Annotated in this window: 14 protein-coding genes and 1 pseudogene; 5 read left to right on the forward strand and 10 right to left on the reverse strand. The window is 65.0% G+C overall.

All coding sequences use genetic code 11. The features are described from left to right. The first annotated feature begins 62 nt into the window (after positions 1–62). Complete coding sequence (locus IVA91_RS17490; RefSeq protein WP_247278482.1) at positions 63–1,673, forward strand: NAD(P)/FAD-dependent oxidoreductase; 1,611 nt, start codon at positions 63–65, stop codon at positions 1,671–1,673. A gap of 271 nt (positions 1,674–1,944) precedes the next feature. On the opposite strand, the gene IVA91_RS17495 is transcribed toward IVA91_RS17490, so the two are convergent. Beyond that, positions 1,945–2,109: a Flp family type IVb pilin gene (locus IVA91_RS17495; protein WP_247278481.1), complete on the reverse strand. Its 165-nt coding sequence runs from the start codon at positions 2,107–2,109 to the stop codon at positions 1,945–1,947. Positions 2,110–2,263: 154 nt separating this feature from the next. On the opposite strand from IVA91_RS17495, the gene IVA91_RS17500 reads away from it, so the two are divergent. Further along, a complete protein-coding gene (locus IVA91_RS17500) occupies positions 2,264–3,151 on the forward strand; it encodes a 50S ribosomal protein L11 methyltransferase (RefSeq protein ID WP_247278480.1) in 888 nt (295 codons plus the stop codon). Between the two features lie 66 nt (positions 3,152–3,217). On the opposite strand, the gene IVA91_RS17505 is transcribed toward IVA91_RS17500, so the two are convergent. Beyond that, the gene (locus tag IVA91_RS17505; protein ID WP_247278479.1) at positions 3,218–3,397 is read right to left on the reverse strand and encodes a hypothetical protein; all 180 of its coding nucleotides are present in this window, start codon (positions 3,395–3,397) and stop codon (positions 3,218–3,220) included. Between the two features lie 187 nt (positions 3,398–3,584). Here IVA91_RS17505 and IVA91_RS17510 point away from each other — a divergent pair, with 187 nt between their 5' ends. Both IVA91_RS17510 and IVA91_RS17515 read left to right on the forward strand, forming a co-directional pair. After that, entirely contained in the window at positions 3,585–5,414 is a 1,830-nt protein-coding gene (locus IVA91_RS17510; protein ID WP_247278478.1) for an aminopeptidase P family protein, read from the forward strand. 302 nt (positions 5,415–5,716) lie between these two features. After that, positions 5,717–6,988 (forward strand): multidrug effflux MFS transporter, encoded by a 1,272-nt coding sequence (locus IVA91_RS17515; RefSeq protein WP_247278477.1) that lies wholly within the window; start codon positions 5,717–5,719, stop codon positions 6,986–6,988. Positions 6,989–7,133: 145 nt separating this feature from the next. On the opposite strand, the gene ligA is transcribed toward IVA91_RS17515, so the two are convergent. After that, a complete protein-coding gene (gene ligA / locus IVA91_RS17520) occupies positions 7,134–9,284 on the reverse strand; it encodes an NAD-dependent DNA ligase LigA (RefSeq protein ID WP_247278476.1) in 2,151 nt (716 codons plus the stop codon). 112 nt (positions 9,285–9,396) lie between these two features. Between ligA and IVA91_RS17525 the strand changes: the two are divergent. Beyond that, positions 9,397–9,683 (forward strand): annotated as a pseudogene (locus tag IVA91_RS17525) (GIY-YIG nuclease family protein). Between the two features lie 88 nt (positions 9,684–9,771). Here IVA91_RS17525 and recN read toward each other — a convergent pair. From recN to IVA91_RS17560, 7 genes are all read right to left on the reverse strand, one after another. Continuing rightward, complete coding sequence (recN, locus tag IVA91_RS17530) at positions 9,772–11,445, reverse strand: DNA repair protein RecN (RefSeq protein ID WP_247278475.1); 1,674 nt, start codon at positions 11,443–11,445, stop codon at positions 9,772–9,774. Positions 11,446–11,458: 13 nt separating this feature from the next. Further along, complete coding sequence (locus IVA91_RS17535) at positions 11,459–12,349, reverse strand: outer membrane protein assembly factor BamD (RefSeq protein WP_247278474.1); 891 nt, start codon at positions 12,347–12,349, stop codon at positions 11,459–11,461. A 242-nt stretch (positions 12,350–12,591) separates the two neighbouring features. Then, the gene (gene lpxC, locus IVA91_RS17540) at positions 12,592–13,554 is read right to left on the reverse strand and encodes a UDP-3-O-acyl-N-acetylglucosamine deacetylase (RefSeq protein WP_247420297.1); all 963 of its coding nucleotides are present in this window, start codon (positions 13,552–13,554) and stop codon (positions 12,592–12,594) included. A gap of 364 nt (positions 13,555–13,918) precedes the next feature. Beyond that, positions 13,919–15,715, reverse strand: a complete 1,797-nt coding sequence (gene ftsZ / locus IVA91_RS17545) for a cell division protein FtsZ (protein ID WP_247278472.1) — start codon at positions 15,713–15,715, stop codon at positions 13,919–13,921. Between the two features lie 90 nt (positions 15,716–15,805). Continuing rightward, positions 15,806–17,128, reverse strand: coding sequence for a cell division protein FtsA (gene ftsA, locus IVA91_RS17550; protein WP_247278471.1), 1,323 nt, complete (start codon positions 17,126–17,128; stop codon positions 15,806–15,808). Continuing rightward, positions 17,125–18,153, reverse strand: a complete 1,029-nt coding sequence (locus IVA91_RS17555) for a cell division protein FtsQ/DivIB (protein ID WP_247278470.1) — start codon at positions 18,151–18,153, stop codon at positions 17,125–17,127. Before IVA91_RS17555 ends, ftsA begins: the two co-directional genes overlap by 4 nt. Before the next feature lie 345 nt (positions 18,154–18,498). Continuing rightward, positions 18,499–19,485 (reverse strand): D-alanine--D-alanine ligase, encoded by a 987-nt coding sequence (locus IVA91_RS17560; protein ID WP_247278469.1) that lies wholly within the window; start codon positions 19,483–19,485, stop codon positions 18,499–18,501. Between the last annotated feature and the right edge of the window lie 30 nt (positions 19,486–19,515).

The raw sequence follows: 19,515 nt of genomic DNA on the forward strand, positions 1-19,515 counted from the left end.
CTCGAAATTCCGGGTTGCGCTCCGCGCGCCCGGAATGACGGTGGATTGGACTTGAACACTTCATGACAGAAACCGACGTCGTCATCATCGGCGCTGGCCATAACGGCCTCACCTGCGCAGCTTATCTCGCGACGGCAGGTCTACGCGTGCGCGTGGTCGAGCGCCGCAAGGTGATCGGCGGAGCGGCGGTCACAGAGGAATTTCACCCCGGCTTCCGAAATTCGGTCGCGGCCTACACCGTGAGCCTGCTCAATCCGCAGGTGATCCGCGACTTGAATCTTGCGGAACAAGGCTTGCGCATCGTCGAACGGCGCGCGCAGAATTTTCTACCCGCACCCGACGGCAGCTATCTCCTCACCGGCGAGGGGCGGACGAAGGATTCCGTGGCGCGGCTGAACGCGCATGACGCCGATGCGCTCGACGGTTTCACGCGCGAGCTGGAAGAGATTGCCGACGTGCTCAGGCAGTTCGTGCTGCGCGCGCCGCCGAACCTGCTTGACGGCTTTGGCACGAGCGCGATCCGCGAGGCCGTGAATGCGTTAAAGACGGCCAACATTCTGCGTGGGCTGACGCTGGAGCAGAGCCGCAGCCTGCTCGACCTCTTCACCCGCTCCGCCGGCGAGATGCTGGACGAGCGTTTCGAGCATGATCTTGTCAAGGCGCTGTTCGGTTTCGATGCCATCGTCGGCAATTATGCCAGTCCCTACGCGGCGGGTTCGGCCTATGTGATGCTGCATCACGCCTTCGGCGAGGTGAACGGCAAGAAGGGCGTCTGGGGCCACGCCATCGGCGGCATGGGCGCGATCACGCAGGCGATGGCGCGCACTGCGCGCGATCGGGGCGTCGCGATCGATACCGACGCGGGCGTGCGCGAGATCATCGTCGAGCGCGACCGCGCGGTCGGCGTAGTGCTGGAGAACGGCACCGCCATCCGCGCCAAATATGTCGCAGCCAACGTCAACCCAAAACTGCTCTATACGCGGCTGGTTGCGGCCGACGCCCTGCCCCAAGACTTCCTCGCCCGTATCCGGCACTGGAAGAATGGCTCCGGCACCTTCCGCATGAACGTGGCGCTGGACCGCCTGCCCTCGTTCACGGCGCTCCCCGGTCAGGGCGATCATCTCACCTCGGGCATTATCCTGGCACCGAGCCTCGGCTACATGGACCGCGCGTATCACGATGCGCGCGCGCAGGGCTGGAGCCGTGAACCTGTCGTCGAGATGCTGATCCCCTCGACGCTGGACGGCACGCTGGCGCCCGAAGGCAAACATGTCGCGAGCCTATTCTGCCAGCACGTCGCGCCGGAGCTTCCCGATGGAAAGTCCTGGGACGACCATCGTGACGAGGTCGCCGATCTCATGATCGCGACGGTGGACAAATATGCCCCGGGCTTTGCGGCGAGCGTGCTCGGCCGCCAGATCCTCTCGCCGCTCGATCTTGAGCGGCAGTTCGGCCTCTTGGGTGGAGACATCTTCCACGGCGCGCTGACGCTGAACCAGCTGTTCTCGGCGCGGCCGATGCTGGGCCATGCCGATTATCGCGGCCCGCTGAAAGGCCTCTACCATTGCGGCTCCGGCGCCCATCCTGGTGGCGGTGTCACCGGCGCTCCCGGCCACAACGCCGCACAGGTGATCTTGAGGGATCACCGGTCGCTGTTCGGAAGCCGTGGATAGGTCTGTGGACGAGCTGTGGATCGCCTGTCGAGATGCCTGCGCACGGCGGAGCGCCACAGGCTGGTCGATAGGCGGTGGAGAACTGCGGGGCCACTGCCGGAAAAGTCCGTGGATAGGCGTCGTACAAGGTGCGGATAACCTGTGGAGACTGCTCGATAGCCACATGTCGCAAAACGACCTCGCCCGCCAGGGGGTAATCCCCCTCGCGGGCGCTGGGTCAAAAACAGCCTATGAAGAAAAGTAGCCCCCGCTGGGAAATGGGAGGCGGAAATTACTTCAAAGAGGTGCTAATCGAACCGAACTTCTCGTTCAGGCTGGTGCCCAGGCTGTTCACCACGGTGATGATCGCGAGGGCAATACCGGCTGCGATCAAGCCGTATTCGATCGCAGTTGCACCGGACTCGTCCGACCAGAACTTCTGAACCATGCGCTTCAAGATTTGCCTCCGTTCCATTTCAAGCTGTGTTGGCGCCGCCAAACATCCGGAAATTTACGGCATGCGACCTACGGTCCGGTTAATCTGAGAGCTGCAACTTGTGCTGAAAATTGGGACTAAAAACTGCAAAAATTGAACCCGACGGAACCTTAGAATGCAGCCCGCCCCTACCCATCGCGCCAGCTTCTCGATCGGCAGCGAGGCCGCCGCCAGGCGTGTCGTCGACCTGCTCACCGAGGTGTTTTTCGAGGGGGATGCGGCGGTCGCTGCTTTCGAGCGGCCGGACGGCCGATGGGACGTCACCCTGCATTTTGCCGCCGCGCCGGACCAAGCATGGCTGCGCGAACTGGTTGCAACTTCAGCAGGAAATGAGATCGCACAGACGCTAGCCTTCGATATCGTCGAAGCCAAGGACTGGGTCAAAGCGAGCCTGGAAGACCTCGTCCCCGTCCCGGCCGGCCGTTTCGTCGTGCACGGCAGCCATGACCGCGACCGCGTGGCAGCGAACAAGCTCGCCATCGAGATCGAGGCGGCGCTCGCCTTCGGTACCGGCCACCACGGCACGACCCGCGGCTGTTTACTGCTGCTTGACCATGTCCTGAAGAGTTCCCGGCCGCGCAACTTGCTCGACCTCGGTACCGGCACCGGCGTGCTGGCGATTGCAGCCGCGAAGGCGTTGCATCGCGCGGTGCTTGCCTCCGACATCGATCCGCCCTCGGTGCGGGTGGCGGCCCAGAACGCGGCGCTGAATGACGTCGGCAACCATGTGCGGGTGATCCGCGCCACCGGCTTCGCCGCGGCGGAGTTCGGCAAATGGGGTCCGTTTGACCTGGTGTTGGCCAACATCCTCGCCAATCCATTGCGGCAATTGGCGAGTCCGATGGCGCGGCATCTCGCAGCCGGCGCCTACGTCATCCTCTCCGGCCTGTTGACGCATCAGGCCACCGCCGTGATCGCCGCCTACCGCGCGCGCGGCCTCGTGCCGCTGCGGCACCTGCGCATCGAGGGATGGAGCAGTCTGTTGCTGCGGAAGATGGGGTGACTGGTCGAAGCTGCCCTAGGTTGGGCCAAGCGCAGCGTGTCCACCAACCTCATTCGCGAACGCCCACTACTCCCCCGGCTTCTCGTTCTGGCGCGTCGCGCGCTCGTCCTGCAACGCCCGCCTCGCGCGGCGTTCGGCGAATCGATCGATCATCTGGCTGATGAGGCCGCGCGGCTTCTTCGGTGTCGCCGTAGCCGGCGCGCGGCGCACCGGCGGCGAAATCTTCTCAAACGTGAATGATGGCATCGTGTGTCCCCTCGCCGTTGAGATGAACCACCTGCTCGAATTTCCCTGTTATCCGGACGAAGCGCAACTGCCGCACCCTTTACTCCACTCAATTCGAATGGAACCATTTCAAGCACAGTCCATGCCAGATGCGACGCAAATGCGTCTAGATTGCGGACTGATCCCCATCATCCTAAAGTGATCCACCATGTTCGAAGCGCACTTCCAAACATTCGAGGAGCCCGAGGCCGGCGTCGCATTGGCGGCGCGCCTCGCTGCGCTCCGCGAAGAACTCGCCCGCCGCAAGCTGACAGGGTTCGTGATCCCACGCGCCGACCAGCAGCAGAATGAATATGTGCCGCCGTCGGAAGAGCGGCTCGCCTGGTTGACCGGCTTCACTGGATCGGCTGGATTGGCGGTGGTGCTGACCCAGGAGGCCGCGATTTTCGTCGATGGCCGCTATACGCTCCAAGCCGCCAAGCAGGTCGATGCCAGGGCTTGGGCGGTGGAATCGCTGATCGATCCGCCGCCGGAGAGCTGGGTGTCGGCGCACTTGAAGCCCGGCGAGCGCCTCGGATTTGATCCATGGCTGCACACTTCTTCAGCAGCCGAGCGCCTGTCCGCTGCCTGCGGCAAGGCCGGCGCCGAGCTGGTTGCGGTCGACAACAATCCCGTCGACGCGATCTGGCAGGACCGACCGCAACCTCCCCTCGCGCCGGTGACCGTGCACGGAATGCAACATGCCGGTCTCACTGAAGCCGACAAGCTGACCCAGATCAGAGCCGAGATCGACAAGCTCGGCGTCGACGCGCTGGTGGTGTCGGACAGCCATGCCGTGGCCTGGACCTTCAACATCCGTGGCGCCGACGTTGCGCATACGCCGCTGCCGCTGTCCTACGCGCTGGTGCCGAAGGACGGACGGCCAACGATCTTCATCGACCAGCGCAAGCTCTCCAACAGCACGCGCGACCATCTCGAACAGTCCGCCGACGTCCGTGAGCCCGATGCGATGGCGCCGACGCTGATGGCGCTCGCCAAGAGCGGCGTCGCAATCGCGCTCGACAATGCCACCGCAGCCGACGCGCTCAGCCGGCTGATTGCAGGCGCCGGCGGCAAGCCGGTGCGCGGCAGCGACCCGATCGCGCTGCTCAAGGCGGTGAAGAACGCAACCGAGATCAAGGGCACGAAGACGGCACATGTGCGCGACGCCGTGGCGCTGGCGCGCTTCCTCGCGTGGATCGATCGCGAGGCACCGAGCGGCAAGCTCACCGAGATCGACGCGGTCGAGGCGCTGGAGACATTCCGCCGCGACACCGGTGCGCTGAAGGACGTCTCGTTCCCGACCATCTCGGGCACTGGCCCGAACGGCGCCATCGTGCACTACCGCGTCACCCGCAAGAGCAACCGCCGGATCGCCCCCGGCGACCTGCTGCTGATCGATTCCGGCGCGCAGTATGAAGACGGCACCACCGACGTCACCCGCACGATGGCCGTGGGCGAACCGACGGCGGAGATGCGCGACCGCTTCACCCGCGTCCTGCGCGGCCATATCGCGATTGCGCGCGCGGTCTTTCCCGACGGCACCACGGGCGCGCAGCTCGATACGCTCGCGCGGCAATATCTCTGGGCCGCCGGCGTCGATTTCGAGCATGGCACCGGCCACGGCGTCGGCAGCTATCTCTCGGTGCACGAGGGGCCAGCGCGGATCTCGAAGCTCGGCACCACGCCGCTGAAGCGCGGCATGATCCTGTCCAACGAGCCGGGCTACTATAAGACCGACGGTTTCGGCATCCGCATCGAGAACCTCGAACTGGTGGTCGCCGCCGACATCAAGAGTGCCGAGAAGCCGATGAATGCATTCGAGACGCTGACACTGGCGCCGATCGACCGCCGACTGATCGATGTGGCGATGCTGGCCAAAGACGAGCTCGATTGGCTCAATGCCTACCACGGCCGCGTCCGGACCGAGGTGCGGCCGGGGCTGGACGAAGCGACGAAGACCTGGCTCGATCAGGCGACGGCGGAGCTGAGGGCGTAATGCGCATGGCGCCGCACGCGCTACGCAACTCTCCTCGCCCCACCGAGCTGTCATGCCCCGCGAAGGCGGGGCATCCAGTACGCCGCGGCGTCTCCGCATAGCACGACTGCCTCTGGAATGCTGGATTCCCCGCCTTCGCGGGGAATGACAACTAGAGTGGCGCACGGGCAACGCGCCCAATCGATCGCGATCACCCTCACCATAACCCTCCCGGAATCCGTATAGCCGCATTCCGAAACACCGATATCCGCCTTGCGCGAGCAAGCTACAGTCCGACTCGCATTTTGAAGAGACGGATACGCATGCACGGCATGATCAGCAAGCCGCCGGGAGCGGCGACCCTCGCGACGTCGCGCTTGGTGCTGCTGCTCTTGGTGGTCATGACCGGGATCGCGCCGATCTCGCTCTACATGCTGGTTCCGGCACTGCCGGTGCTGGCGAGCAATTTCGGCAGCGACATCTCGATCGCGCAGATGACAGTGTCGCTCTACATGGTCGGCATCGCGCTGTCGCAGCTCATCATGGGGCCGCTGTCGGACAGGTTCGGCCGGCGCCCGGTGCTGCTTGGAGGGCTGGCGCTGATGATCGCGGCGAGCGTTGCCTGCATCTTCGCGCAAAATCTGCCGCAGTTGATCGCCGCGCGCTTCTTCCAGGCATTGGGCGGAGCCGCCGGCATGGTGGTGAGCCGCGCCATCATCCGCGACATCTATGAGCGCGACCGCGTCGCCTCGATGATCAGTCTCGTGGTCGCTGCTCTGATGATCGGACAGATGGTCTCCCCGCTCACCGGCGGCTTGATCGAGACCGCGTTCGGCTGGCGCGCGATCTTCTACGCCATCACGATCGCCGCGATCATCGTCGCCGTCGGCATCGCCGTCGCACTGCCCGAGACGCGCCGCACCCGTGCCGCCGGCAGCGGCTTTCGCCGCGACGTCGGCATCCTGATCCGCAACCGCGCCTTCGTGGGTTACGTGATGTGCCAGGTGCTGGCCTCGCAGATCATCTTCACCTTCGCCGGCGGCGGCCCCTATATCGTGGTGACGCAGATGGGCCGCAGCAGCGCGGAATACGGCGCATGGTTTGCGACGACGGGTTTCGCGTATCTTGTCGGCAATCTGCTTTGCGTGCGCTTTGCGCCGCGGCACTCGCTGGAGAAGCTGATCTGGTTCGGGCTTGCCCTCCAGCTCTGCGGCAGCCTGCTGAACCTATTATGGAGCTTCGCCGGCTGGAACGAAGCGCCCGGCTGGCTGTTCGGCACCCAGATGATCGTGATGGTCGGCAATGCCTTCGTGATGGCGAATTCGGCCGCCGGCGCCATCAGCATCCGTCCCGAAGCCGCCGGAACCGCCTCGGGCGCGATGGGCTTCCTTCAACAGGGTATCGGCGCACTGATGTCGCAATTCGGCGCCTATCTCGGCGGCCACTCCGCCACCACGCTGCCGCTGACCTCCGCGGTCCTCGCGATCTCGCTGCTCTGCGCCTGCATGATGATATTCGTCGTGCCCCACCGGGAGATGGTGGTGAGCGAGACCCTGATCGGGCAAGCGGAAGAGGAAGAGAGCGGGATGATGTGAGGGACGGCTTGCCGCCTCGCGGTCATCGCGAGCCGACGGTTCCGCGCGAAGCGCGGCCCGATGACTGGCTCCGCGAAGCAATCCAGACCGTCGCCGCGGAAAGACTCTGGATTGCTTCGCTGCGCTCGCAATGACGAAGAAAACCTCATTCGCCGATCAGCTTCAGCCACTCGTCCTCGGTCAGCACCTTGACGCCGTGCTTGTTGGCTTCCGCGAGCTTCGAGCCTGCGCCGGGACCGGCGACCACGAGATCGGTCTTCTTCGACACCGATCCCGACACCTTTGCACCCAGCCGCTCCGCGGTTGCCTTGGCCTCGTCACGCGTCATCTTTTCCAGCGAGCCGGTGAACACCACGGTCTTGCCGGCGACGGCCGAATTGCTCTTCGGCTTCTCGGCGTCGACGATCTCGACTTCCTTGGTCAGCCGCTCGACGATGCCGCGATTGTGGCTCTCGCCGAAATAGTCGGCGATGCTCTTGATCACGGTGTCGCCGATCTGGTCGAACGCGTCCATGTCCGCCATCGCCTCCTCGTCGCCCTTGGCGACCTTGAGGCAGGCGTCGTGAAAGGCGTCCCAGGAGCCGTAGCCGCGTGCGAGGGCCAGCGCCGTGGTCTCACCGACATGGCGCATGCCGAGCGCATAGACGAAGCGCTCCAGCGCGATTTTCCGGCGGCTCTCGATGGCGTCGAACAGATTTCGCACCGACGTCGCGCCGTAACCCTCGATCTCTTCAAGCTTGAGCTTTGAGTTGCGCTTCTCCAGCGTGAATATGTCGGCAGGCTCCTTCACCCATCCCTCGTCGAAGAAATACTGGAGCTGCTTCTCGCCGAGACCGTCAATGTCGAAGGCGCGGCGGGAGACGAATAGCTTGAGATGCTCGATCTTCTGATAGGGGCAGGCGAACTCGCCGGTGCAGCGGGCGCGCGAGCCCTCCTCGCCGGTCGCCGTCTCCTCACGCACGACGTCGGTGTGCAGCGGACACGGGCACTTCTTCGGGAAGTGAAATTCCTTGGCGGTCTTCGGCCGCTTGTCGAGGACGACATCGACCACCTGCGGGATGACGTCGCCGGCGCGTTGAATCACGACCGTATCGCCGATGCGGATGTCGCGGCCCTCGCGCAGCACCTCGCCCTTGTTGCCGATGCCCTTGATGTAATCCTCATTGTGCAGCGAGACGTTCTGCACGATCACGCCCCCGACACCGACCGGTTCGAGCTTGCCGACCGGCGTAAACGAGCCGGTGCGGCCGACCTGGATCTCGATGTCGCGCAGCACGGTCATGGCACGTTCGGCCGGGAATTTGTGCGCGATGCCCCAGCGCGGCGTGCGCGAGACGAAGCCGAGCCGTTCCTGCCAATCGATACGGTCGACCTTATAGACGACGCCGTCGATGTCGTAGTCGAGTTTTGCGCGCTGCTCCTCGATTGCGTGATGGAACGCCAGCAGCTCCTCGACGGAGTGACACAGCTTGGTCAGCGGATTGGTCTTGAAGCCGCAACGCTCGAACCAGGCGATCATGCCGCTCTGCGTGCCCTCGGGCATCGCGCTCATCTGGCCCCACGCATAGGCGAAGAAACCGAGCGGACGCGAGGCGGTGATGGTGGGGTCCTTCTGCCGCAAGGAGCCTGCGGCCGAGTTGCGCGGATTGGCGAAGACGGTGCCGCCCTCCGCCTTCTGCCGCTCGTTGAGCGCCAGGAACGCCATTTTGGTCATATAGACCTCGCCGCGCACCTCACAGATGTCGGGGACGTTGCGGCCCTTCAGCTTCTGCGGCACGTCTTCGAGCGTGCGGATGTTGGCGGTGACGTCCTCGCCCACCGCACCGTCGCCGCGGGTTGCGGCGGTGACGAGCTCGCCGCCCTCATAACGTAGTGACATCGAGAGACCGTCAATCTTCGGCTCGGCGGAGAAATTGACCTGATCGTCGTCGAGCTTCAGGAAGCGCACGATGCGGCCGACGAAGTCGCGCACGTCCTCTTCGGCAAAGGCGTTGTCGAGCGACAACATCGGGACGGCATGCCGCACCTTCCTGAAGCGGCCCGACGGCGCCGCGCCGATCTTCTGTGACGGCGATTCCGCGCTGACGAACTCCGGAAAGCGCTTTTCGATGGCATTGAGGCGCTGGCGCAGCGCGTCATATTCGGCGTCGCTGACGGTGGGCGCGTCCTCTTGATAGTAGCGCCTGTCGTGCTCGCCGAGCTCAAGCGCGAGCCGCATGTGCTCGACCTTGGCCTGCGCCTTGGTGAGCTCGGCGACGTCACGAAGCGGTGTTGCTTTGGATTTTGCTCTGACCATTATACTTAAGGTTGCGTCTCGTCGTTCCGGGATGGTCCGGAGGACCAGACCCGGAACCTCGAGATTCCGGGTTCGCACGTCGTGCGCCCCGGAATGACAGTGGGAGGGGCTCGTGGCTTATTACGTCTATATTCTAGCAAGCCGACGGGATGGGGCAATCTACGTCGGCATCACCAATGACCTTGTGCGTCGCGTCTATGAGCATCGAATCAAGGCGGTGCCGGGCTTCACGACCAAGTACAACATCACACGGCTGGTCGGTTTGAGACTTATGATGATCCAATAGCTGCAATCTCACGCGAGAAAGAACTCAAGAAGTGGAAGCGGGTCTGGAAAACTCAGCTGATCAAGAAGGAGAATCCAAACTGGAATGATCTCTACGAGTCGATCTGCAAATGACGCGTCATTCCGGGATGGTCCGCAGGACCAGACCCGGAATCTCGAGATTCCGGTTCGGCTCTTCGAGCCGCCCCGGAATGACGGATAACTAAGCCGTCGCCGCCTTGAGCAGCCGTTCCGCGGCCGCCCTGGCTTCGGCCGTGATTTCCGCACCCGCCAGCATCCGCGCGATCTCCTCGCGGCGGTGATCGGCGGCCAGTGCGTTGACGCGGGTGGCGACGCGCTTGCCCTTGTCAAGGGCGTCCTTGGATATCAAGAGGTGCTGGTCGGCGCGGGCGGCGACCTGTGGGGCGTGGGTCACGGCCATCACCTGGACCTTGCCGGCAAGCCGCGCCAGACGGCCGCCGATGGCGTCGGCGACCGCCCCGCCAACGCCGGTGTCGATTTCGTCGAACACCAGGGTCGGCGCCGAGCCGCGATCTGACAGCACGACCTTAAGCGCCAGCAGGAAGCGCGAGAGTTCGCCGCCGGAGGCGACCTTCATCAGCGGACCCGGCTTGGTACCCGGATTGGTCTGCACCCAGAACTCGACGCGGTCGAAACCCTGCGGTCCCGGCGCGGCCTCGTCGGTCTCGACCTGAGTCATGAATTTTGCGCGTTCGAGCCTGAGCGGCGCGAGCTCGGCATTGACCGCCTTGTTGAGCTTCTCCGCCGATTTCTGCCGCGCCAGCGACAATTTCTTGGCGGCGGCCGCATAGCGCGCATCCGCCTCGATCGCGGCCTGCTCCAGCTTCTTCAGCTGCGAGGCACCGGCATCGATCAGCGCGACGTCGGCGGCATATTTGGCGGCAAGCGCGGCGAGCCCGTCGACCGGCGTCGAATATTTGCGTGACGCCGCACGCAAAGCGAAGAGCCGCTCCTCGATGCGCTCGAGCTCGGCGGGATCGAAATCGGTTGCCGCCAAGGCCGCCTGAAGGTGCTGGTCGGCTTCCTCCAGCGCGTTGATCGCGGCGTCGATCGCTTTCACCGCGGGCTCGACCAGCGCCGGCGAGTTGACGCCGCGGCGCTCCAGCCGTCGCACCGCGGCGGACAGCGCCGCGACCGGCGAATGATTGCCGCCAACCGCCTCCTGCGCCTCGCGCAAATCGGAGGCAATCTTCTCGCCCTGCATCATGGTGGTGCGGCGCGAAGCCAGCGATGTCTCTTCGCCGTCCTTGGGCGCGAGCTGCTTCAGCTCGTCGGAGGCATGGCGCAGATAATCTGCCTCGCGGGCGGCGCGCTCCATGCCGGCGCGGTGCTCCTCAAGCCCGGTGTTGGCGGTGCGGCGCGCGTCCCATAGCATCTCGACCGCGGCGACGTCCTTTTCGAGGCCGGCGAAAGCGTCGAGCAGGCGACGATGGGTGGCGGCATCGACCAGCGCACGCTCATCGTGCTGGCCGTGGATCTCGACCAGGGCGGCGCCCACCGCCTTCAGTGTCTGCACGCTGATCGACTGGTCGTTGATGAAGGCACGGGTGCGGCCATCGGCGAGCTGCACGCGGCGGAGAATCATCTCACCGGTATCGTCCAAGCCGTTCTCGGCCAGGATCTTCGTCGCGGGGTGATTTTTGGGGACATCGAACACGGCGGTGACCTGCCCCTGCTCCGCACCGTGGCGCACGAGGCCGGCGTCGCCGCGGCCGCCGAGCGCCAGCGCAAAGGCATCGAGCAGGATGGATTTGCCCGCACCGGTCTCGCCGGTCAAAACCGCAAGGCCGGTGGCGAATTCGATATCGAGCCGTTCGATCAGGACGATGTCACGGATCGACAGACGCGCCAGCATGGAACCAAATTTCCTAGCCGAGACCCATCTTCTTGAAGGTCCGGCTGATCCAAGACCCCTGATTCTCGCTCGGTTCGAGACCGCCGGATTTTACAAGATTATAGGCGTCCTTGTACCAGCGGCTATCAGGAAAATTGTGCCCGAGCACGGCCGCCGCGGTCTGCGCCTCGCCGACGATGCCGATCGCCATATAGGCCTCGGTGAGCCGGAACAACGCCTCCTCGACGTGGCGGGTGGTCTGGTACTGCGTGACGACGGTCTTGTAGCGGTTGATCGCAGCCGTGTAGTCGCGCTTCTGCGCGTAATAGCGGCCGACATTCATTTCCTTGCCGGCGAGCTGGTCGCGCGCGCCCTCGATCTTGGCCTTGGCCGAGGTGGCGTATTCCGAGTTCGGATATTTGCGCACTACCTCTTCCAGCGCGGCAATGGCCTTCTCGGTGCGGGCTTGGTCGCGGCTGATGTCCGGGATCTGGTCGTAATGCGAGGCGGCGATCAGGTATTGTGCATAGGCCGCGTCCGGGCTGCCGGGATGCAGCGTGACATAGCGGGTGGCGGCGCCGATGCAGCCGTCATAGTCGCCGCCCTGGTAGGACGCGTAGGCCGACATCAGCAGCGATTTGCGGGCCCATTCGGAATAAGGATGCTGGCGGTCGACCTCTTCGAACTTCTTGGTCGCCGCCTTCATGTCCTTCTTCTCGTTCATGAGGTACAGGCCCTCATTGTAGATCTTGTCGGCGGGCTCCTCGACGAAGGTGTCGTCCTTGGCGGTGAACTTGTCCCAGAGTGCGCCGGTGCCGCAGCCGGCCAGCGGCAGCGCGAGCAGGATGAAGGTGACGGCGTGAAGCAGGCCGCGGGCTCGAGACGAGACCGGGAGATATCCGCGCGTCATACGCTGTGCCGACATGAGTTTTGCCTTGACGCCCTGTGATGCGGTGCCCGCCAGCCCATGACCCCCGTCATGGGCGCGAAATGTGACCGTGGTGCCTGCCATACGACCACGCCGATCTATCCGAAAAACGATCGTTACCAACCGGATAGGCAGGCATTTCGCCCGGATTAAGGCGAACGTGCCGCAATGCTAGTCGATCATGGTTACCAGGAATTTCCCGGGGTCGGTCGCAAGCCGTGGCTGCGACAACAGGTCTGTCAGGACACGTCCGGCCCGTAGGCTGCGGCGATCCGGCCGCCGACGATACCGCGACCAACTTCGCCCTGCGGACGCGTGGTGCGGCGGGCCGTTTCGCCTTCGACCACCCGCCAGGCGGTACGGTCGGCCAGCAGCGCGGTCAGGACGGCATGGTTGAGCTTGTGGCCGCCACGCACCGAGCGGTAGGCGCCAAGCAGCGGCAGCCCGGCCAGCGCGAGGTCGCCGATCACATCCAGCACCTTGTGGCGGGCACATTCGTCGGCATAGCGCAGGCCCTCGGTATTGAGCAGCCGCTCGTCGTCGAACACGACGGTATTGTCGAAGGAGGCGCCGAGGGCATAACCCGCGCTCCAGAGCCGCGCGACATCGCCCATCAGCCCGAAAGTCCGGGCCCGGCCGACTTCGCGGCGGAAACGTTCGGGGCTGAGGTCGAAGGCGTAGCTCTGCTGGCCGATGACGGGGTTGGTGAAGTCGATCTCGACCTCGGTGCGGAACCCATTGGCGTAGGGCCTGATCTCGCCGAAGGAGTCGCCGATCTTCACCGAGATCGGCTTCAAAACCTGAATGAAGCGGCGCTGGGCCGATTGGGTGACGATGCTGGCCTGGTCGATCGCGGCAATGAAGGCGGCGGCACTGCCGTCCATGATCGGCACTTCGGGCCCGTCGATCTCGATCGTGGCATTGTCGACACCCATCCCGCGCAGTGCAGCAAGCACATGCTCGGCGGTGGAGACCAGCGGGCCGTCGCGATCGCCGAGGACGGTGGCGAAGTCGGTCGCGATCACCTGCTCGGCGGTCGCTTGAACTTCGCGGTCACTTCCCTCAAGCCCGGTGCGGACAAAAACAAAGCCCGCGTCGACAGGCGCAGGCCCAAGCGTGAGAGTGACGGGAAGACCGGAATGAACGCCCACGCCTGCCACCGAGGCTTGCGCACGAAGCGTTGTTTGCCGGCTAAATTTCATCAGGAACCCGCCCCACTACGACCACCGCGACTTATACGAGACCCGCCCGGCCGGCCAGTGCCGACGTCCCGCGAATCCGTATCCCCAAGTCACGGGCAAACCATAGTCACTGCCCCAAACAGCGCCAACTCACGCTTTTTTACCGATTGTTACCCCAAACCCGCCGTATTCGCGCCAAGGCTTAACCAAATTGCACTGAGGTCTGGGGGCCGTCATAGGCAGTTTCACTGAACCATCAACTGCGGAATTAATGATTTAAAATCAGCTACTTAGTCGCGCAATCCGGGCATGGACGGGACAAAAGAAAAGGTCCCGGCAAACGGGTTGCCGGGACCTTTTTTCGTCTGGCTCGGTGTAACAATCCTCAGGTCGCCTGCCGCCGCAGGAAGGCCGGGATATCAAGATGGTCGTCTCCCTGTGGCGCCGGCGCAACAGGCGCGGGACGACCGTGCATGTCCAAGCCCTGCGGCGCCGGACGGCGGGCATACTCCGATACCGGCTCGCTCGTCGCGATCTGCTGCGCGACGGTCTTCTGCGGTCGGCGCTCGGGCAGCGGTGGCATCGCGGGACCAGCGGTGCGGGCGGCGATCGGCGCTTCGCTCTCCTCGTCGCGACGGCCGAGGCCGACATTGGCGAGACGCTGGAGCAGCGACAGACGGCTCTTCTGGGGGGTCTCTTCCTCGACCTCGCCGCGGGCCTGGCGAATCTCGGCTTGGGCCGGCATCGGCAGTTCCTCAAGGCGCGGCATCCGCGGCGCGCGAACCGGCGGGCGCTCGGCCTGTGGCGGGATGAAGTTTTCGGGCGTCATCGGCTCCTGCATCGCGATCGGGGCCTGCTCCGGCTCCGGGAACAGGGTCGGCTTCTGCGCGATCGGGCGCACGGTGACATCGCCGTAGGTCTGCACCGGCGCGGGCGCCTGCGGGACGTCCGCGACGGCGGCGGCGATGGCGGCGAGCGCAGCGCGCTCGACGTTCTGACGGGGCGCGGCACCGGCCGGAGCCGGCGCGGCCGCCGGGGCCTGCGCGTCGAGCTTCTGGGCGCGTTCGGCAAGACGCTGATTGTCGGCACGGAGCCGCGCGGTCAAATCGGCAAGACGGCTCTCGGCAGCGACGGCCGGAGCAGCGGCGGCCTGCTGTGCCTGCGGAGCCGGGTTCGCGACAGGAGCGGAGGTCGCCTGGCTGTTGCGGGCGATCGCGGCCTGCTCGATGCCGGTGGCAACGACCGAGACGCGGATCAGACCATCGAGCGCTTCGTCGAAGGTCGCGCCGACGATGATGTTGGCGTCCTGGTCGACCTCCTCGCGGATGCGGGTCGCGGCCTCGTCGACCTCGAACAGAGTGAGGTCCTTGCCGCCGGTGATGGAGATGAGGAGGCCCTTGGCGCCCTTCATCGAGCTATCGTCGATCAGCGGATTGGCGATGGCAGCTTCTGCGGCGGTCAGCGCGCGCTTGTCGCCCGACGCCTCGCCGGTGCCCATCATCGCCTTGCCCATCTCGCGCATGACGGCGCGGACGTCGGCGAAATCGAGATTGATCAGGCCTTCCTTGACCATCAGGTCGGTGATGCAGGCAACGCCGGAATAGAGCACCTGATCGGCCATCGCGAAGGCGTCGGCGAAGGTGGTCTTCTCGTTGGCGACCCGGAACAGGTTCTGGTTCGGGATGATCAGGAGCGTGTCCACGACCTTGTGCAGCTCGTTAATGCCCGCCTCGGCGGTGCGCATGCGGCGGCCGCCCTCGAAGTGGAACGGCTTGGTCACGACGCCGACGGTGAGAATGCCCATGTCGCGCGCGGTCTTGGCGATCACGGGTGCAGCGCCGGTGCCGGTGCCGCCGCCCATGCCGGCAGTGACGAACACCATGTTGGCGCCCGAGAGATGGTCGCGCAGTTCGTCGATCACCTCTTCCGCCGCCGCGGCGCCGACGTTCGGCTGCGAGCCGGCGCCGAGGCCTTGGGTGACCGCCGTGCCCATCTGCACGATGCGCTGCGCTTTCGACATCGTCAGCGCCTGCGCGTCGGTGTTGGCGACCACGAAGTCGACGCCCTGGAGGCCCGCCGTGATCATGTTATTGACGGCATTGCCGCCGGCGCCGCCGACGCCGAACACGGTGATCCGGGGCTTCAGTTCGTGAATATCAGGAACATTGATGCTGATGGTCATGGTTGCTGCCTCTCGATCACGCGCGCGTGGGTTCGCCCCGGCCGGCGGCCGCGGGAGTTGGTGAAAATCGACAATTGCGGAAAGCAGTCATCAGAAGCCCTCGCGTAGCCATCGTCCGACCTTTCCGAAGTATCCGCCGGTCCCTGTCTTGACCTGCTGCCGCGTATGCCGCGGTTCGACATGTTCGAGGTGAACATATTGCGGGTAGACGAGAAGTCCGGCCGGCACCGCGAACGCGGCGTTCTTCGCCTCGTTGGGCAGCCGACCGAAGCCGAGCGGACGTCCGACCCGCACGGGCCGGCCGAGAATTTGGGTGCCGAGCTCGACGAGGCCGGTCAGCTGCGAGGCGCCGCCCGAGAGCACGACGCGGCCGTTGGGCTCTGAGGCGAAAGGCGAATCCTTCAGCTTGTCCCGAACCATTTCGAAGACTTCCTCGGCACGGTGCTTGACGATGTTGGCGATCGTGGCGCGGGAGACGATCTGCGGCAGATCCTGCTCGTCACCGGCTGTCGGCACAGACATCAGCTCACGCGAGTCCGATCCGCCGGTGATAACGGTCCCGTATAACGTCTTGATTCGCTCGGCATCGGCAATGGTCGCGGAGAGTCCGCGCGCAAGATCCATCGTGATGTGTTGCCCGCCGACCGCAAAACCGGCCGCATGCACGAAACGGCCGCCGGAATAGACGGCGATCGTGGTGGTGCCTGCGCCCATCTCGACCACGGCAGCGCCGAGATCGGCCTCGTCATCGGTCAGCACCGACAGGCCGGCGACATAGGGGCTTGCCGCCATGGCTTCGACATTGATGTGGCAGCGCTCCACTGCCAGCATCAGGTTCCGCGCCACGGTGGCGTCGCAGGTGACGACATTCATGTCGACGCCGAACTGGTGCGCGACCATGCCACGGGGATCGCGGATGCCCTTGACGCCGTCGAGGGTGTAGCCGACCGGGAGCGCGTGCAGCACGGTGCGGCCTTCGCCCGTGGCATGGCGCATGCCGGTCGAGGTGACGCGGCTGACATCGGCCGGGGTCACAGCGCCGCCTCGGATGTCGGCGGCAGCCTCGACCAGCTGGCCGGAGAGCCGGCCGCCGGAGACCGACAGCAGCACGGACTCGACCCGCACCTTGGCCATCGTCTCCGCGAGCCCGACGGCCTGTCGCACCGCCTGCTCGCATTCGGTCAGGTCGATCACCGCGCCGGCCTTCATGCCGCGCGACTGGATCTGGCTGTAGCCGATCAATTCCACGGCATGGGTGCGGCCGCGCAACGCCTCGCTCGGCGGCGACGGCTTCAGCCGCGCGATCATGCAGGCGATCTTGCTGGTGCCGATATCGAGGCAGGCGACGATGCCGCCGCGTTTGTGCGGCATCGGGCGTGTCTTCGGCGTCTGGGTGCGATCGAGACCGGTCATGCGGAATCCCCGGCCTTCTTTTTCTTCTTGTCCTTGAACTGCTCCTCGCGCGCCTTGGCGGCGTCGTCGGACAGCTGCACCACCAGACGATCAGGCAGGCGCATGTCGACAGCGACGATGTCGCGGGAGAACAGCCTGTCCTCCTTGTCGAGCTTGGACAGCATCGCGAGCGCGTTGCCGACGTCCTGCTCGGGCAGGCGGATGTCGAGACCGTCCTTGAGCCTCAGATTCCAGCGCCGCTCGCCGACATAGATCGCGGCTTTCGTCACCGAATTGACCTGCGGATAACGCGCCAGCAGGGCGAGGAAATCGCGAGCCTGCGCCTCGGCGCCCTTGCCGACCACGAGCGGCAGCGACAGGAAGCGGCGCGAGACATAGGGTTCGAGCACGGCGCCGTCATCGGCGATTACGGAGAGCCGGCCGGCCTCCTGCCACAGCGCGAACGGCTTACGTTCGGTGAGCTCGATCATGAGCTGGCCCGGATAGAGCTTCAGTACGGTCGCGTCCGCAATCCAGGGATTGGCCTTGAGCTTGTCGCGCACCGCCTCGGCGTCGAGGAACAGCAGCGAGGAGCGACCACTGACGCCGCCAATCGCGAGGATCTCGTCCTGGGTCAGCTGCTTGCGGCCGTTGATCACGACGGAGGTGATGCGGAAGCCGGCGGAATTGGCTAGCGCGTTGCGGGCATCGTTCACCGCGGTGATGAAATCCTGGAGATGGCCGCCCTTGACGATGCCGAAGCCGCAGCTTCCGATCAGGAGCAGCACGGTCATGCTGATCCCGACCCGGCGCGGCAGATAGCGCTCGACGAGCGCGACCACACGCGGCGGCGGCTCGCGCTCGACGACGGCCTTCACCCTGGCCTTGGTCTTGATCTTGTCCTTGGCGGCGGCGCGCGCCTCGGCGTGCTTGTCCTGCACCCACTCGCGCAGAAGCACGACCGCTCCGATAGCGGCCGCTTTCAGGTCAGCTTGGGGCCTCAGCGATCTCAGAAGCGACCGGGTGAGGCTTCCTGCACCATCCATTGCACGAGCTCAACAGTTTGCCCGCGACATCGCGCGGATCCTGGCGAACATGACGTCTCGGGCCTGCCGGACCGGGAGGCTGGTCTTCAGAAGAAAACCTCTCCCCTTCAAAGCGTTCGCTGGAGGTGACATCACCCGCAACAGCTCACGCGCCGGCAACCAAAGCGCCATATGCGCCGCCAGCGTTAACCTTCGGACGTCCTGGTAAACAAAAGGTAAAATTCGTTAACGCGGGATGCTTTTTGCCTCGCGATGTGAGGCATTTATGCCGCGATGTCCGGCATTTTGCCGGCTTTCGGCCCCAAATCGGGTCGTTTCGGCGGTTCGGCCGTTAACCAGTCCTAATTATTTCCGGGCCCGCCGCTCGGCGAGCTCGATCAGGCCGCGCAGGAAGTCGACGAACGCGATGCCCTCGGCCTTCAACGCCTTGGGGTAGAGTGAAGAGTTGGTCAACCCGGGGAGCGTGTTGGTTTCGAGATAGACGAGGCCCTTGTCCGAGACGATGAAGTCCGAGCGGGAATAGCCATCACAGGACATCGCCCGATGCGCCAGCATCGCCTGCTCCCTCAGCGCAGCGGTGATCTCGGGTGCAAAACGGCCCGGGCAGATCTCCTGGGTCGACTTCGAAAGATATTTCGCGGCGTAGTCGAAATTGCCCTCGCCCGGAATGATCTCGATCGGCGGCAGCGCGATGATCGAGCCATCGGTGCGCTCCAGCACGCCGCAGGTCGCCTCGACGCCGGCGACGTAGGGCTCGATGACGTACTCTTCGTGCTTCGCCGCGTTGCGGACCGCGACGAGATCCTGCTTGGCGTTGACGAAGATCAGGCCGTAGCTCGATCCGTCGCGCGCCGGCTTTGCGATCAGCCGGCCGTATTCGGCGAAAGCCTCGTCGATGTTGTCGAGCGCAACGTTGGCCGGCGGCGTCACGCCGCCGAGCGCAGCAAACCGCTTGGCCGCGATCTTGTCGAAAGCGAGATGCGAGGAGGCCGAGCCCGATCCGGTGAAGGCCACGCCGCGCGCCTCGCACATCAGCTGCAATTCGCCGTTCTCGGCACGCCCGCCATGCAGGCCGAGCACCAGCACCCGGCCTTCCGCCTTGGCCTGGTCGAGCGCCTGCGCCAGCGGAATGCCGCGCGTACCGGGCTTGAACTCGTCCTCGAACGGACGGGCATGGTCGAGCAACTGCTTCGACTGCACGACATGCACCTTGTCCTCGACATCCCACCACCACAGATCGGCCTCGGGCAGCGCCTGGTGCAGCGCCTGGGCCGAGGCGACCGAAACCAGACGTTCGCGGTTGGAGCCGCCGAAGAGGATGGTGATGCGCATGGTGTCTCGTCGCCTCTGTCTTTTTGTCAT

This window comes from Bradyrhizobium sp. 153, assembly GCF_023073835.1.
Taxonomy (GTDB): domain Bacteria; phylum Pseudomonadota; class Alphaproteobacteria; order Rhizobiales; family Xanthobacteraceae; genus Bradyrhizobium.

Coding starts and splice junctions, on each gene's coding strand:
- IVA91_RS17490 (WP_247278482.1), top strand. CDS start 63: ATGACAGAAACCGACGTCGTCATCATCGGCGCTGGCCATAACGGCCTC.
- IVA91_RS17500 (WP_247278480.1), top strand. CDS start 2,264: ATGCAGCCCGCCCCTACCCATCGCGCCAGCTTCTCGATCGGCAGCGAG.
- IVA91_RS17505 (WP_247278479.1), bottom strand. CDS start 3,397: ATGCCATCATTCACGTTTGAGAAGATTTCGCCGCCGGTGCGCCGCGCG.
- IVA91_RS17510 (WP_247278478.1), top strand. CDS start 3,585: ATGTTCGAAGCGCACTTCCAAACATTCGAGGAGCCCGAGGCCGGCGTC.
- IVA91_RS17515 (WP_247278477.1), top strand. CDS start 5,717: ATGCACGGCATGATCAGCAAGCCGCCGGGAGCGGCGACCCTCGCGACG.
- ligA (WP_247278476.1), bottom strand. CDS start 9,284: ATGGTCAGAGCAAAATCCAAAGCAACACCGCTTCGTGACGTCGCCGAG.
- recN (WP_247278475.1), bottom strand. CDS start 11,445: ATGCTGGCGCGTCTGTCGATCCGTGACATCGTCCTGATCGAACGGCTC.
- IVA91_RS17535 (WP_247278474.1), bottom strand. CDS start 12,349: ATGTCGGCACAGCGTATGACGCGCGGATATCTCCCGGTCTCGTCTCGA.
- lpxC (WP_247420297.1), bottom strand. CDS start 13,554: ATGAAATTTAGCCGGCAAACAACGCTTCGTGCGCAAGCCTCGGTGGCA.
- ftsZ (WP_247278472.1), bottom strand. CDS start 15,715: ATGACCATCAGCATCAATGTTCCTGATATTCACGAACTGAAGCCCCGG.
- ftsA (WP_247278471.1), bottom strand. CDS start 17,128: ATGACCGGTCTCGATCGCACCCAGACGCCGAAGACACGCCCGATGCCG.
- IVA91_RS17555 (WP_247278470.1), bottom strand. CDS start 18,153: ATGGATGGTGCAGGAAGCCTCACCCGGTCGCTTCTGAGATCGCTGAGG.
- IVA91_RS17560 (WP_247278469.1), bottom strand. CDS start 19,485: ATGCGCATCACCATCCTCTTCGGCGGCTCCAACCGCGAACGTCTGGTT.